This is a genomic window from Salinispora sp. CH2A1_6 (genome assembly GCF_056820975.1).
In genome coordinates this window covers 52694-66818 of the sequence record NZ_JBXEDG010000001.1, presented here as the reverse complement: position 1 = coordinate 66818, position 14125 = coordinate 52694, and the positions used below count along the sequence as shown (strand labels likewise).

General features: G+C 69.3%; 12 protein-coding genes. 4 read left to right on the top strand and 8 right to left on the bottom strand.

The features are described from left to right. Window positions 1–10 precede the first annotated feature (10 nt). Entirely contained in the window at window positions 11–1489 is a 1479-nt protein-coding gene (locus AC1UKG_RS00305) for a glutamate-cysteine ligase family protein (RefSeq protein ID WP_018743563.1), read from the bottom strand. Between the two features lie 224 nt (window positions 1490–1713). On the opposite strand from AC1UKG_RS00305, the gene AC1UKG_RS00300 reads away from it, so the two are divergent. Beyond that, window positions 1714–2211 carry a MarR family transcriptional regulator gene (locus tag AC1UKG_RS00300; protein WP_018743562.1) on the top strand — a complete coding sequence of 166 codons (498 nt, stop codon included), beginning with the start codon at window positions 1714–1716 and terminating at the stop codon, window positions 2209–2211. A gap of 273 nt (window positions 2212–2484) precedes the next feature. Here the strand turns inward: AC1UKG_RS00300 and AC1UKG_RS00295 are convergent, their stop codons facing one another. The 7 genes from AC1UKG_RS00295 to AC1UKG_RS00265 form a co-directional block, all read right to left on the bottom strand. After that, window positions 2485–5052, bottom strand: coding sequence for a helix-turn-helix domain-containing protein (locus tag AC1UKG_RS00295; protein WP_018813923.1), 2568 nt, complete (start codon window positions 5050–5052; stop codon window positions 2485–2487). 122 nt (window positions 5053–5174) lie between these two features. Further along, window positions 5175–6329: an acyl-CoA dehydrogenase family protein gene (locus AC1UKG_RS00290; protein ID WP_018743560.1), complete on the bottom strand. Its 1155-nt coding sequence runs from the start codon at window positions 6327–6329 to the stop codon at window positions 5175–5177. A 58-nt stretch (window positions 6330–6387) separates the two neighbouring features. After that, complete coding sequence (locus tag AC1UKG_RS00285) at window positions 6388–7920, bottom strand: acyl-CoA carboxylase subunit beta (RefSeq protein ID WP_018743559.1); 1533 nt, start codon at window positions 7918–7920, stop codon at window positions 6388–6390. A 227-nt stretch (window positions 7921–8147) separates the two neighbouring features. Beyond that, window positions 8148–9059, bottom strand: coding sequence for a hydroxymethylglutaryl-CoA lyase (locus tag AC1UKG_RS00280; protein ID WP_018813924.1), 912 nt, complete (start codon window positions 9057–9059; stop codon window positions 8148–8150). A gap of 220 nt (window positions 9060–9279) precedes the next feature. Further along, window positions 9280–10617, bottom strand: coding sequence for an ATP-binding protein (locus AC1UKG_RS00275; protein WP_018743556.1), 1338 nt, complete (start codon window positions 10615–10617; stop codon window positions 9280–9282). 126 nt (window positions 10618–10743) lie between these two features. Beyond that, complete coding sequence (locus tag AC1UKG_RS00270; RefSeq protein ID WP_018743555.1) at window positions 10744–11364, bottom strand: TetR/AcrR family transcriptional regulator; 621 nt, start codon at window positions 11362–11364, stop codon at window positions 10744–10746. A gap of 120 nt (window positions 11365–11484) precedes the next feature. Next, window positions 11485–12252: an SGNH/GDSL hydrolase family protein gene (locus AC1UKG_RS00265; RefSeq protein ID WP_018813925.1), complete on the bottom strand. Its 768-nt coding sequence runs from the start codon at window positions 12250–12252 to the stop codon at window positions 11485–11487. 243 nt (window positions 12253–12495) lie between these two features. On the opposite strand from AC1UKG_RS00265, the gene AC1UKG_RS00260 reads away from it, so the two are divergent. The 3 genes from AC1UKG_RS00260 to AC1UKG_RS00250 all read left to right on the top strand — a co-directional run bounded on the left by AC1UKG_RS00260 (window position 12496) and on the right by AC1UKG_RS00250 (window position 14089). Further along, complete coding sequence (locus AC1UKG_RS00260; protein ID WP_018743553.1) at window positions 12496–12921, top strand: CBS domain-containing protein; 426 nt, start codon at window positions 12496–12498, stop codon at window positions 12919–12921. 83 nt (window positions 12922–13004) lie between these two features. Further along, on the top strand, window positions 13005–13433 hold the full coding sequence (locus AC1UKG_RS00255; RefSeq protein WP_018743552.1) for a SufE family protein: 429 nt from the start codon (window positions 13005–13007) through the stop codon (window positions 13431–13433). A 20-nt stretch (window positions 13434–13453) separates the two neighbouring features. After that, window positions 13454–14089, top strand: coding sequence for a DsbA family oxidoreductase (locus AC1UKG_RS00250; protein WP_018743551.1), 636 nt, complete (start codon window positions 13454–13456; stop codon window positions 14087–14089). Window positions 14090–14125: the final 36 nt, after the last annotated feature.

The following is a 14125-nucleotide window of genomic DNA, read 5'->3' as shown; positions in this document are numbered from 1 at the left end:
CGCCGGCCGCCTAGTCGACCGGCCAGGTGTGCACCGGCTCGTTAGTGCGTTGGAGTTCGGCGTACCGCTGGACCATGTGGTGCAGCGCCGCCGAACGGTCGAGTTTCCGGTGTCGCTCGGCCGCCCACACCGTCTCCGCCTGCCACACCGCGCCGTTGCGCCGGGTCTGGCAGCGCTGCTCGATGACGCCGAGCAGCCGGTCTCGCTCACCGGGAGCCACGCCGAACCGGTCCAACCCGATCGCCGCCTGCGGCAGCAGCACGTCGAGGACCAACTCGGCGACCGGCACCTCACCCAGCCGAGGCCAGTGCACCACCGCGTCCATGCCCCGACGGGCGGCGGAGTGGAAGTTCTCCTCCGCCGCGCTGAACGTCAGCTGACTCCAGGCCGGACGATCCGCCTCCGCCAGCCCGCGCGCCGATCCGAAGTAGAAGGCAGCGTTGGCCAGCATGTCGATCACAGTCGGACCGGCTGGCAGGACCCGGTTTTCCACCCGTAGGTGCGGACGCCCCTCGGTGATGTCGTAGACCGGTCGGTTCCACCGGTAGACGGTCCCATTGTGCAGGCGCAGTTCGCCGAGGTTCGGCACTCCCCCGGCGTGCAGCACCTCCACCGGGTCCTCTTCCTCGCAGATCGGCAACAGCGGCGGGAAGTAGCGGACGTTCTCCTCGAAGAGGTCAAAAATCGAGGTGATCCACCGTTCACCGAACCAGACCCGAGGGCGGACGCCCTGCGCCTTCAACTCGTCTGGCCGGGTGTCGGTCGCTTGCTGGAACAGCGCGATCCGGGTCTCCGCCCAGAGTTGCCGGCCATACAGATAGGGGGAGTTAGCCCCGGTAGCCACCTGGGCGGCAGCGATCGCCTGCGAGGCGTTCCAGTAGTCAGCGAAGCTGTCCGGCGCGACCTGGAGGTGCAACTGCAGACTGGTGCACGCCGACTCGGGAGCGATCGAGTCGGTGTGGGTCTGCAGCCGCTCGACCCCGCGAATGTCGAGCTCGATGTCTTCGCCCCGCGCTCCGACGATCTGGTCGTTGAGCACCCGGTAGCGCTCATTGGTGGAGAGGTTGTCAACGACCAGGTGCCCCTCGGTCAGGGTGGGCAGGATTCCCACCAGGAGGATCTTCGCGTCGGACTTGGCGGCCCGCTCGTCGGCGCGGGCAAGACTGCCGCGAAGGTCCTGTTCATAGCCGGCGAAGCCGGTGCCCTCGATCAGTCGGGGCGCTGCGTTCAGCTCAAGATTGAACTGCCCCAGCTCGGTCTGGAAAAGCGGGTCAGCGATGTCGGCGAGAATCTCCTCGTTCCGCATCGCCGGTTCGGCGGCGGAGTCGACCAGGTTCAGCTCGATCTCCAAGCCGGTCGTCGGCCGGTCGGCAGCAAACCCGAAGTCGTCCAACATCAAGGCGAAGACGTCCAGGCAGCGACGTACCTTGCGGCGGTAGCGCACCCGATCCTCCCGGGAGAAGGCGCCTCGCGTGACATCCCTGCCCATGTGTCCTCCTGGCGCCCAAAGGTGACGGTGCGATGCCGCTCCGCAGCGCATTGTGAACCATTTACGGTAAGAGCGCCCAAGGCAGCAGGCCAGAGCCGGGCACACACGAGCCCACCAAACCTGGGCCCAGGTTCCGTCCACAATGTGCTTGTCTTGCAAATAACATGCAGGGCAAATACGTCCGCAGCAATATTGCACTGATCAACTACTGGTAAGATCGATGGGTGGACCACAATCTGTTCAACGACCCCCGGATCACCGCTGTCGGCCTACTCGTCGAGGCGCACGCCGGACTGTCGGCCCGGTTCACCGCCCAGTTCGAGGAGCACGGCCTCTCCCCGGTGGAGTTCGAGGTGCTCACCCGGCTCGCCCGCTCGCCGGACAACCAGCTTCGGATGACCGACCTCGCCGCACAGACCTCCCTCTCCACCAGCGGGACGACCCGCGTGGTCGACCGAATGGAACGCAATGGGCTCCTCGCCCGACGCGCCTGCCCCGCCGACCGACGCAGCTCGTTCGCAGTGGCTACCGAAGCCGGCCGTAAGCGGCTCGACGCCGTGCTCCCGGGCCACCTACGAATCATTGAGGAGTGGTTCACCGGGCAGCTCGACCCGGAGTCGCTGGCCCGACTCCTCGATGGACTACGTCGGGTGCGAGATGCGGCCCACCCCGGTGCCACCGCCGGTGCCACCGGCTCGGAACCGGACCGGGGCAGCGACTGACACCCGCCGTGGTTGGCCCGGTGGTGTCCTCCGCTGGCGACGATCCGGCCAGTGGAGGACAGCACCGGCAGAAAGAGCGGCAGAACTGGTCCATGGCCTGCCCATTGTTGGGTAAATCGGTCAGCCGACTTTTACCCGCCTACTAAGCTCCAATCAACGGGGGATGCACCCGGGGGAGGGCGCGGGCGACGAGCGAGGGGTAACAGAGGGGGCTCTCGCTCGCGCCACCTCCCGGGACCTGTTCACCGGCCCCCCGTTCTCCGCCGCAACCGGTCACGGCCGACGGGTAACCGCAGCCAAGGCCTCCACCTCCGGCGGCAACAGACGGATCCCACTGACCCGGCATACCGCATCCAGCCGATCCAACACCGCCGGCTCCGCCGTGCTGGCGGCCAGCCCCACCAGCGCCTCCACCAGGTCGCGACGGTCCTGACTGTTGGCCCCCGCCTCGGCAGCGACGGCGAACCACTCGGCCGCCAGCTCCCGATCACCCCGGCGCAACGCCAGTGTTCCTTCGATCAACCCACAGATCCCGTCCGCCGGCATCCCGCTCAGACCCGCCGCCGGTCCCCCCGGCCGCAGCTCGGCCAGCACCTCGGCCGCCTCCGTCACCCGATCGTCCTGTGCCAGCGCCAGCCCGACCGTGCCCAGCACCCGACGGTGGTGCCCCGGGTCACCCAGCGCCGTCAACGCCGCCAGCGTCCTCCACCCCTGATCGACGGCGATGTCGTACCGGCCCTCAAGTCGCGTGACCTCGGCCAGGTTGGCCATCGCGAGTACTCGTAGCCGCCGCTCCCCACACTGGGCCGCCAGCCGATCGGCGGCAGCCAGCCGGCGCCGGGCGGTGGCGAGGTCACCGACCCGGATCCCGTGCCAGGCCAGGTTGTTCTGCGCCACCGTCATGTCCCGGATCCGCCCATGCCGGGTGGCCAGCGCCAGTACCGCCTCGGCCTGTCCCCGCGCCTCATCGTGGTCGCCGGTGCCGGTGAACAACCTGCCCAGAACCGTACGGGCCGCCAGCTCACCGGTGACGTCACCGGCCGACTGCAAAGCGGCGAGTGCCGCGCGGGCGGCCGGCAGTTCCTCAGCCCCCGCGCCGTGTTCGGCAGCCAGCTGGGCCACGCCCAGCAACGCCCACGCCCGCAGGACGGGGGCAGCGTCAGCGGTACGCGGATCCGCCAGCAACCGGCGCAGCCACTGCCGACCGGCGACGTCCCGCCCCCGGAAGCGCCACCAGCGGACGAGTCCGGCCGCCAGGCCCAGCGCGGTCACCGGCTCGTCGACAGCGGCATGCGCGAGAGCGGAGCTGATGTCCCCGCCCACATCATCCAGCCGGTGCACCGCCGCGGTCAGGTCCGCCCCGACCAGGTACGGGGCCGTCTCGGCGACCAGTCCGGCCATGACCCGGGCATGTCGACGTCGGGCCAGGGTGAGTTCCCCCGCGCCGGCAGCCTGCTCAACGGCGAACTCCCGGACGGCGTCGAGCAGCCGGAATCGGAACGACCCCACTCCCCGAATGCTGAGTAGACCCAGCTCCCGGAGCCGGTCCAGCAGCACAACCGGATCACCGACCAGCGCCACGTCCGCCGTTTCGGCACCAGCCTCGAGCATCTCCTCGGCCAGCTTGATCGACCAACGGTTACCGAAGACGGCGAGCCGCCGCAGGGCCGCCTGCTCCTGGGGTTTGAGCAGGAGATAGCTGGTCGCAACAGCGTCCCGCAGCGTCTCGACGACCGCCGCGGGCGATCGCTGTGCCGGGCCCGGGTCAGCAGCGTTCCAACCCGGCCGCTCCGCTGCCCCGGAGGCGGTCGCCAGATCGAGAACCCGATCGCCGTATCGGTCGAGTAGCTCGTTGAGGTCGAGAAGGTGCCCCCGCGCCGCCATCAGCTCGATCGCCAGCGGCAGGCCACCGAGGCGCCGGACCAGCCGGGCCAACGCCGGCAACTCCTCGGCCGTCGGCGGGTTCCGCCGGACCAACGCGAGCCGGGTGGTGAAGAGCGCCACCGCCGGATACCGGGCGAGGGCCGCCGGACCCGCCTCGTCGCGGTCCGACGGTGGCGTATCGAGCGGGGCTACGGGCCGGACCCGCTCACCACGCAGCCCGACCGGATGCCGGCCGGTGACCAGCACACGCAGGGAGGGCACCGTGGTCGCGAGCCGGTGCAGGGCTTCGGCGACCGGGCCGGGAGCCCGCTCCACCGCGTCCACAAGCAGCAGTGCCGGCTGATCCGTAAGGAGGGTGGCGAGCTCGGGGAGGCGAGCGGCCCCAAAGACCGCCGCCGAGGCGGCAAGCAGCTCCGCAACATCCGTTCCCTCCCCGGTAAGGACCCCGGCTACCCCACCCGGAAGGTGCTCGGCAGCCGCGTGGGCCACCGACAGGGCCAGCGCCGTCTTGCCAACGCCAGCCAATCCGACCAGGCTGACCAGCCGGGCTGCCGGCTCGCCGGTGAGCATCCCGACCAGCTCGGCGACGTCACGCTCCCGACCGATCAGTTCGGGGGCCGGGGGCAGCGCGGTCGGCCACACCATGCCCTCCGGGCCGGCGTAGAGCGGTGACTCGTCCTCCGGGCAGCGGGACGTCGGCACGTGTCGGGCGGCGGCGACGAAGGTGGACCGCGCTGCTCCGGCCAGGCCAAGGGCGGTCGCGAGTAGTTCGACGGTGGTCCGCTGGGGCCGCGACGAACGTCCTCGCTCCACGTCCCGAACAGTCCGGACCCCGATGCCAGCCCGGCCCGCCAGGTCGGCCTGGGTCAGGCCAGCGGCGAGCCGGTGCCCGCGGAGCAGGTCGGGCAGCCCCACCCGTCCGCCCGGCCACCGTGGATGGTCATCCTCCGGGTTCATGGCCAGGAAGAGTACGGATCAACGACGATTGCCGACAGGTCATCGTCGCCCTACTGACGGGCCACTGCGGATACCCGACAGCGATGCCGCTGGTAGTTCCACCGAAGAGCGTCCCGGTCCGGCTACAGCCCCAGTTCCCGAGCAATGATCATGCGCTGCACCTCGGAGGTACCCTCACCGATCTCCAGAATCTTGGCGTCCCGCCAGAAGCGGGCCACCGGAAACTCGTTCATGAAGCCGTAGCCGCCGTGGATCTGAGTGGCGTCCCGGGCGTTGTCTACTGCGATGGTGCTGGCATGCAGCTTGGCGATGGCCGCCTGGCGCTTGAATGGTTCTCCGGCGAGCATCCGCGCCGCGGCGTCGTAGTACGCCAGCCGAGCGGTGTGCACCCGCAGCTCCATATCCGCAATCTTGAACTGGATCGCCTGGTTGGCCCCGATCGGACGGCCGAAGGCGTGCCGTTCCTTCGCGTACCGGACCGACTCGTCCACACAGCCTTGGGCCAGTCCTACTGCGAGCGCGGCGATCGCGATCCGCCCCTCGTCGAGAATCCGCAGGAACTGCGCGAAGCCTCGACCCCGCTCGCCGAGCAGGTTCTCCGCCGGTACCCGGCAGTCGTCGAAGGTCAGCTCGTGCGTGTCGGAGGCCGTCCAGCCCACCTTGGAGTACCCCGGTGCCACCGTGAAGCCCGGGGTCCCGGTCGGCACGATGATCGTGGACAGCTCCTTCGAACCGTCCGGCCTCGTACCGGTAACCGCGGCGACGGTGACCAGATCGGTGATGTCGGTCCCGGAGTTGGTGATGAAAGCCTTCGACCCGTTGATCACCCACTCGTCCGTCGACTCATCGAGTACCGCCCGAGTCTGGGTCCCCCCGGCGTCCGAGCCGAAGCCCGGCTCAGTCAATCCGAACGCGGCCAGTGCCGTGCCGTTAAGTAGCCGCGGCAGCCACCGCGCCCGCTGCTCATCCGTGCCGAACCGGTAGATGGGCATAGCGCCGAGCGAAACCGCCGCCTCGAGCGTGATCGCCACGCTGGAGTCGATCCGGGCCAGTTCCTCCAGCGCGAGGCAGAGGGCGAAGTAGTCACCCCCCATTCCGCCGTGCTCCTCCGGGAAGGGGAGACCGAACAGGCCCATCTTCCCCATCCGGCGAATGACGTCGTACGGGAAGGTGTGCCGCTCGTAGTGGTCGGCGATGACCGGAGCGACCACCTCGCGGGCGAGGTCGCGGACGCTCGTCCGCAGTGCCTCGTGCTCCTCGGTGAGCCGAAAGTCCATGGGTTTCTCCTGGTAGGGGGAGGGGCCACCCGTCGCTCGTGACGCCGGGGCGGCCGGGTCAGACAGGGGTGACGCCGTGCCGACGGGTCGCGAAGTGACGATCCTTGCCGCGGGCGGCGGTGAACCGGCGAATCAGCTCACCTCGCAGCTCGGGTGGTTCCACGATCGCGTCAACCACCAGTTCGCTGGCGAGCCGGACGATGTCGATGTCCTGCTCGTACTCCTCGCGGCGGGCAGCGACGAAGGCGGCGCGTTCGCTCTCGTCCCCGATTGCCGCGATCTTGTTGGCGTAGACCGCGTTCACCGCCGCCTCCGCACCCATCACGGCGATCTTCGCGGTCGGCAGGGCGATCGTGGCGTCCGGCTCGAACCCGGGGCCGGCCATTGCGTAGAGGCCGGCCCCGTAGGCCTTGCGCACCACCACGCAGATCTTGGGTACGGTCGCCTCGGAGATCGCAGTGATCATTTTGGCGCCGTGCCGGATGATGCCCTGCTTCTCCACCGCGCTGCCGACCATAAACCCGGGCACGTCGGAGAGGAACAGTAGCGGCACGTTGAAGGCGTCGCAGAGCTGCACGAACCGCGTCGCCTTGTCGGCCGAGTCAACGAAGAGAACGCCCCCCTTGAACATCGAGTTGTTGCCGACCACGCCGACGACCTCGCCGTTGAGCCGGCCGAAACCTATGGTCAACTCCTTGGCCCAGAGCGCCTGAATCTCGAAGAAGCTGCCCTGGTCAAGCAGCCCCTTCGCGTACCGACGCAGGTCGAACGCCTGGCGCTCGTTGGTTGGCACCAGCGCCGCCAGATCGACCTTCGCCGGTGCTTCGACAGGGGGCGCCGAGGGCGGCTGCTGGGTCCAGTTTGTCGGCAGATACGACAGGTAGCGCCGCACGACGTCGAGTGCGTCGGCCTCACTCCGGCAGAGGAAGTGACCGACGCCGGACTCGGCACAGTGCACTCGGGCCCCGCCCATCGCCTCCAGCGTCGTCTGCTCTCCGGTGACCATCTCGACCATGCGGTCCGAACCCAGGTACATGCTGGCGTTTCCCTCGACCATGGCGACCACGTCGCAGAAGGCGGGGATGTAGGCCCCACCCGCTGCGCTCGGCCCGAAGAGCGCACAGACCTGGGGGATCGAGCCAGACGCACGGACCTGGTTCCAGAAGATTTTTCCGGCGCCCCGCCGACCGGGGAACAGATCCACCTGATCGGTGATCCGGGCACCAGCCGAGTCGACCAGGTAGACCATCGGAACCTTGGTCGCGTAGGCACGCTCGATGATCCGAATGATCTTTTCGACGGTCCGGGCTCCCCAACTGCCGGCCTTGACCGTGGAGTCGTTGGCCATCACACAGACCGGGCGGCCGTCGATCGTGGCGGTTCCGGTAATCACGCCGTCGGCGGGCAGCCCCTCGGCCAGCGCGTTGGCGTAGAGCCCGTCCTCGACCAACGACCCCTCATCAACCAGGAACGCGACTCGTTCCCGGGCGAAGAGCTTGCCCTTCGCGGCATTCGCCGCATGGTACTTGTCCGCACCACCGGCCCGGGCCCGCTTGCGTAGCTGCTCCAGCGCCTCACCATCGAGCGTCACGCCGACTCCTTCTGTGCCGCCGCTCCCGGTCCGGCGCACCTCGCACGCACCACCGAACCTTCCTGAACGATCGTTAGGGTAGCGCACTATGCCCACCATCTGCCTGCCCCACACCGGGCGGATCCGGACGCCCATCCGGCTCCACGGCAGCGACCACCGTGCGGCCGGTCCGACCGCACGGTGGTGAGAACCAGCCCGGCGAGGGAGAGGTCAGCCTGGCGAGTTGGTCAGCCTGGCAGGGGAGTCAGCCGGGTCCGCGGGCCGGCCCGGAGCACACCGCTGGGCAGGGATCGGCCGACCAGCTCCTCGGCCAGTTCGGCGACCTCGATCAGGGCGGCCAGGTCGATGCCGGTATCGACACCCATGTCGTGCAGCAGGTGCACGGCCTCCTCGGTGGCCAGGTTGCCGCTGGCCCCGGGCGCGTACGGGCAGCCGCCCAGGCCGCCGACGCTCGCGTCGAACTCGGTGATCCCCAGCTCGATGGCGGTCAACAGGTTCGCCAACGCGGCGCCACGGGTGTTGTGGAAGTGCAGCAGCACCGGTATGTGTGCGTGGCGATCACGTACGGCCGTTACCAACTCGCGGACCCGGCGGGGCGTCGCCATGCCGGTGGTGTCGCCAAACGCCACCCGATCAGCGCCGTCGCGCACCACCCGGTCCACGATTCCCGCCACCCGAACGGGGTCGATATCCCCCTCATACGGGCAGCCGAAGCTGGTCGCGACGATGACCTCCGCCCGAGCACCAGCGTTGTGCAGCAGTTCGACCAACTCGGCGATGTCGTCCAGCGACTCGTCAGTGGAACGGTTGACGTTGCGCCGGTTGTGGGTGTCGCTGGCGGAGACCACCACCTCTATCTCAGTGAACCCAGCGGCCAACGCGCGGTGGGCACCCCGTGTGTTCGGCACCAGCGCCGAGTAACGCACCCCTTCGGTCCGCTCCGCCCGCCGCCACACCTCGTCGGCGTCAGCCATCTGCGGGATCGCCTTTGGGTGCACAAAGGACACCGCTTCGATCCGCTCCACCCCGGTCTGGGAGAGCGCATCGAGCAGTCGCACCTTCGCGTCGGTCGGAATCGGCTCCTCGTTCTGGAGCCCGTCGCGCGGCCCAACCTCCCGAATGGATACGAAACCCGGCATATTACCCATGGGCCACCTCACTGTGACACGCTCTGGTCCGACTCCCCCAGCATGTCACCCACAGCCTCAGCCGAGTCGATCGCGTGATCACGGCAGTCGACGCAGTGCGGCGACCCCGCCAGCCCGGTCGGGGATCAGCTCTCCTCGACCCCGGGGTCAGTATCTCGACCCCGGGGTCAGTATCTCGACCCCGGGGTCGAACGTCCGGCGTCGGATGCGGTCAGCGCATCCGGGAGACGATGCCGGTGTCGTAGTCGCCGGAGAGAAACTCCGGGTTGTCCAGCAGTTCGGCGAAGAAGGGCAGGTTGTTCTTCGGCCCGGCCAGCTGGAACTGCGCCACCGCGGCCCGTGCCCGACTGATCGCTTCGGCGCGGTCCACGCCACTGACGATGAGCTTGGCCATCAGGCTGTCGTAGAACGGGGTCACCGTGTTACCGGCGACATACCCCGAATCGACGCGGATGCCCTCGCCGGTCGGTTCGGTCCAGGTGGTGATCGTCCCCGGCCCAGGCAGGAAACGCTTCGGGTCCTCGGCGTTGATCCGCAGCTCGATCGCGTGCCCGCGCGGCGCCAAGGCATCCGGGTCGAACGTCGGCGGTAGCCCAGCGGCCACCCGCAGCTGCTCCTCGACCAGGTCAACCCCGTAGACCAGCTCGGTGACCGGGTGCTCGACCTGCAGGCGGGTGTTCATCTCCAGGAAGAAGAATTCGCCGGTGGTGGGGTCGAGCAGGCATTCGACCGTGCCGGCGTTGCGGTAGCCGACCGCCTCGCCCGCCCGCACCGCCGCGGCCAACAGACGGGACCGAAGCTCCGGGGTGACCGCCGGCGAGGGGGACTCCTCGACCAGCTTCTGGTTCCGTCGCTGCACCGAGCACTCGCGCTCGCCGAGCGCCACCACCCGGCCGTCGGCCAGGCCGAGAATCTGCACCTCAACGTGGCGCACCCGGGGGAAATACCGTTCGATCAGGACGGAGCCGTCCCCGAACATCCGCTCGGCGAACGCGCGCACCTTGTCGTACTCGGTCCGGAGCGCGGCCTCGTCGTTCGCGATTCCCATGCCCATACCGCCCCCGCCAGCGGCGGCCTTGACCATCACCGGGTAGCCGATCTCCGCCGCCGCATTGACCGCCGCGGTAAGGTCCGCCGCCGGTTCCGTGGTACCCGCCGCGACCGGCACCCCGGCCGCCGCCATCAGATTCCGGGCATTGATCTTGTCACCCATCGCGGTGATCGCCTCCGGGCCGGGCCCGACCCAGAGTAGACCGCGCGAAGTGACAGCCTGGGCGAAGTCGGCGTTCTCCGACAGAAAGCCGTAGCCAGGGTGGATCGCCTGCGCGCCGGTCGCCTTTGCGGCGGCGAGGACAGCCTCGACGTTCCGGTAGCTCTGCGCCGGGTTCGCCGGACCGACACAGACCGCCTCGTCGGCCTCGGTCACAAACGGCAGGCCGGCGTCCGCCTCCGAGTGCACCGCCACCGCCCGGACACCGAGCCGCTTCGCGGTCCGGATGATCCGGCGGGCGATCTCGCCCCGATTGACGACCAACAGTGACTCGATCATGTTTCCTCCAGCGTCCCGGGGTCGAACGGAAAGCCAGGGAACCATGCCACCCCGGTTACTGACGAGTCAGTGTGCGGCACAGCCCCTCGATCCAGCCTGAGGCAAACTCGGGCCCGGGCCCAGTACTCAGCGAGCGGTCGGTGCCAACAGAGCAGCCAGCGTCGCGCCCCGGAGCAGCTCGGCTCGGCGTTGCCGGTCCACCACGCCACCGAGGAACGGGGTCGAGTTCATCAGGCCGAAGGCGGCGTGGGCCAACACCCGCGCCTCGTTGTCGGGCAGGCCCGGGTGCGACGCGGTCAGTACGCTGACCCACTCCTCGACGTACAGCCGCTGGAGCCGGCGAATGCGGCGACGCGGTTGATCAGGCAGTCGGTCCAGCTCGTGCAGGTGTAGGGCGATCACCGCCGGCTGGGCCAACGCGAAGTCGACATGAAAGTCGATCAGTGACTCCAGTGCGGCGCGGGGATCGTCGGGGTGGGCGGCGGCCCGCTCCCGGCCGCCGGCGAGCAGCCCTTCGCTGACCGGGATCAGCGCGGCGACCAGCATCGCCTCCTTACCGGCGAAGTGGTGGTAGAGCGCCGGACCGGTCACCCCGGCGGCGGCCCCGATGTCATCCATTGACACGCCGTGGTAGCCCCGGGCGGCGAACAGCCCGACCGCGATCTCGAGGATCTCCTCCTTGCGGGACCGCCGCCGGCCGCCGCCCGTATCGCCGTTCGCCGCTCTGGGCGACTGCTGCACCGTCACGGGGGAAAGCGTAGTCCGCAGACTCCCTGCATGCAGCGGCCCGGCCGGCCCTCGGGTTCCCGAGGGCCGGCCGGGCCGCTAACCGGGCGCGGTGGATCCGCTCTGGGAGAGCGGGGCCGGTCAGTCCGTCAACGGGGCCAGGACGGGGCGTTTGGCGGTGACCGTGTCGCCGGAGCTGCGACCCGTGAGGCGACGCGTGAGCCAGGGCGCCAGGTGCTGGGTGGCCCATCGGAGATCGTCAGTGCGGGCTGTCAGCCACGGCTTGGGCAGCGGATGCTCAGGGGCCAGCAGCCACTCCTCAGCGCAGCTGACCCCCAGCGCGGTCAGCACCTGGGCGGCCACCCGCCGGTGCCCGGCCGAAGAGAGATGCAGCCGGTCAGTGCTCCACAGCATCGGGTTCAGGTACGCATCGTCGCCGTACAGGTCGACCAGGATCGCTCCGTGCTGGTCCGCCGTGTCCCCGACCGCCTGATTGAGTAACCGCACACGGGGGGCGACCAGCCGCTGTCCGGGCAGGCGTGCCATGACGTCGGCAAAACGGAACAGGATCACGTCGGCCCCGCCTGCGCGCAGCCGCCCCACCACGTCGTGGAAACGTGCGATCAGGGCAGCCGGGTCGAAGCTTCGGCGCAGCACGTCGTTCCCACCTGCCGCGAAACTGATCAGATCCGGCTGCATCGCCAACGCGGCGGGAACCTGCTCGTCCACCACCCGGGGAAAGAGCCGGCCGCGAATAGCGAGGTTCGCGTACCGGAACTCCGACCCGGCCTCCACGGCGAGCCGGGAGGCCACCAGGTCGGCCCAGCCCCGAAAGCCGCCGTCCGGGTGGGTGTCATTCAGGCCCTCGGTGAAGCTGTCCCCGACCGCCACGAAACTGCGCCAGCCCACTACACCCTCCAGGGTTGGGAAGGGCCCGTGTCTCCGCCTCCAGTAGCGGCGAGCCCTGCCTGAGAAGCGATAGTTTCTCACCAATAGTGCTTCTACTGGTGCCCCTGGGTCGGGCCAGGTGACATCGAGGCGACGGGGCGCCGGACCGCCTCTGGCCACAGGGCTGACCACAGAGATAGGTGTAGTAAGGGTAGAACGGGGAACCGCGTCCCGATCGGGCTGGATCGCTTCCGAAGGAGTCCCATGACCAGTTTCCGGGTCAGCGACGTGATGACAAAGCAGGTCATCTATCTACCGATGGAGACCACTCTGGATGAAGCCGCACGGGTGATGAAGGAGGCCGATATCGGAGACGTGGTCGCCACCGACGGTGCCACCCTCGCCGGGATACTCACGGACCGGGACATCGTGGTCCGGGCCGTCGCCCAACGGAGCGACCCGGCCCGCACCACGATTGAATCGATCATCACCCGTGAGGTGGTGATGATCGAACAGAACTGCACCACGAGCGAGGCGGCGGCCCTTATGCGAGATCGGGGCGTACGGCGAGTGCTGGTCTGCGACAACGAGCGGAAGCTGGTCGGCATCATCTCTCTCGGTGACCTCGCCCTGCGGCTCGACCCCCAGTCGGCGCTCGGCCAACTCAGTGGGCAGGCCCCGACGCCGTGAGGTAGGAACGCCCGGCCGTGAGATGGGTACGCTCCGTCGTCACACCGCCTGGTCCTGGTTCCGGGCGGCGGTAGCCTGGCGGGATGCCCGAGATGCCTCCCCGGCTGGTCGAGATCGTGGACGAGTTCGCCACCGCGCCCCGTGACATCGTGCTGGAACTGCTACTGGAGTACGCCGACGCCGTTGGGCCGTTGCCGGCCGGGCACCCCGACCGCGCGGAGATGGAGCAGGTCCCGGAGTGCCAGACGGCACTCTTCCTGCGCGCCCGGGTGACTCCGGAGGGCAGCGTCGAGACCGTCTTCGACTGCCCGCCCGAGGCGGCCACCACCCGCGCCTTCGCGGGGATCCTCGCCGAAGGGCTCGCCGGAGCTCAGCCAGCGCAGGTGCTGGCCGTACCCGACGACCTGTACCAGCAGATGGGGCTGGCCCAGGCGGTAAGTCCGCTACGGATCCGGGGCGGCACCGCGGTGCTGGCCCGACTCAAACGTCAGGTCCGGGAACAGACGGGCTGACCACCGGGTTTCCTTCGGTTATGGAGATCGAAATCTACAGCGATCTGGTCTGCCCCTGGTGCTATCTCGGCAAGCGCCGGCTGGAGCGGGCACTCGCGTCCTACGACGGCGCCGTGACCGTCAGCTACCGACCGTTCCAGATCGACCCGGCGCCGGTTCCCGAGCCGCTGCCGCTGCTGGACACGCTGGGCGCAAAGTTCGGCGGCCGGGAACGCGCCCGGCAGATGGCGGACCAGGTCACTCGGGCCGCCGCCGGAGACGGCATTGACTTCGACTTCGACCGTGCGCTCGCCGCGAACACCTTCGACGCACATCGGCTGGTCGCCTGGGCGACCGAGCGGGACCGGGCCGCCGAGACGGTCGAGGCGTTACACCGGGCCCACTTCCGCGACGGCGTCGATATCGGCTCCCGGCCGGCCCTGGCGACGATCGCCGGCGAAGTCGGCCTGGACGCTGCGGCCGCCGACGCCTTCCTCGAATCCGACGGTCAGGTGGCCGAGGTTCACGCCCGGCTGGCCACCGCACGGGAACTCGGCATCACGAGCGTGCCGACCTACGTTCTCGCCGGCAGGTACGCGGTGAGCGGCGCGCAGGAATCGTCAGCCCTGCTTGCCGCCCTGACCGAAGCCCAGCGGCACCTGGCGACCGGGGTCTGATGGGATACGCCGAAGTCAACCCCAGGCATCGACCGT

Bases quoted from the DNA above. Each gene is read 5' to 3' on its own strand.
- AC1UKG_RS00305 (WP_018743563.1), bottom strand. From the start codon at position 1,489: ATGGGCAGGGATGTCACGCGAGGCGCCTTCTCCCGGGAGGATCGGGTG.
- AC1UKG_RS00295 (WP_018813923.1), bottom strand. From the start codon at position 5,052: ATGAACCCGGAGGATGACCATCCACGGTGGCCGGGCGGACGGGTGGGG.
- AC1UKG_RS00290 (WP_018743560.1), bottom strand. From the start codon at position 6,329: ATGGACTTTCGGCTCACCGAGGAGCACGAGGCACTGCGGACGAGCGTC.
- AC1UKG_RS00280 (WP_018813924.1), bottom strand. From the start codon at position 9,059: ATGCCGGGTTTCGTATCCATTCGGGAGGTTGGGCCGCGCGACGGGCTC.
- AC1UKG_RS00275 (WP_018743556.1), bottom strand. From the start codon at position 10,617: ATGATCGAGTCACTGTTGGTCGTCAATCGGGGCGAGATCGCCCGCCGG.
- AC1UKG_RS00260 (WP_018743553.1), top strand. From the start codon at position 12,496: ATGACCAGTTTCCGGGTCAGCGACGTGATGACAAAGCAGGTCATCTAT.
- AC1UKG_RS00255 (WP_018743552.1), top strand. From the start codon at position 13,005: ATGCCCGAGATGCCTCCCCGGCTGGTCGAGATCGTGGACGAGTTCGCC.
- AC1UKG_RS00250 (WP_018743551.1), top strand. From the start codon at position 13,454: ATGGAGATCGAAATCTACAGCGATCTGGTCTGCCCCTGGTGCTATCTC.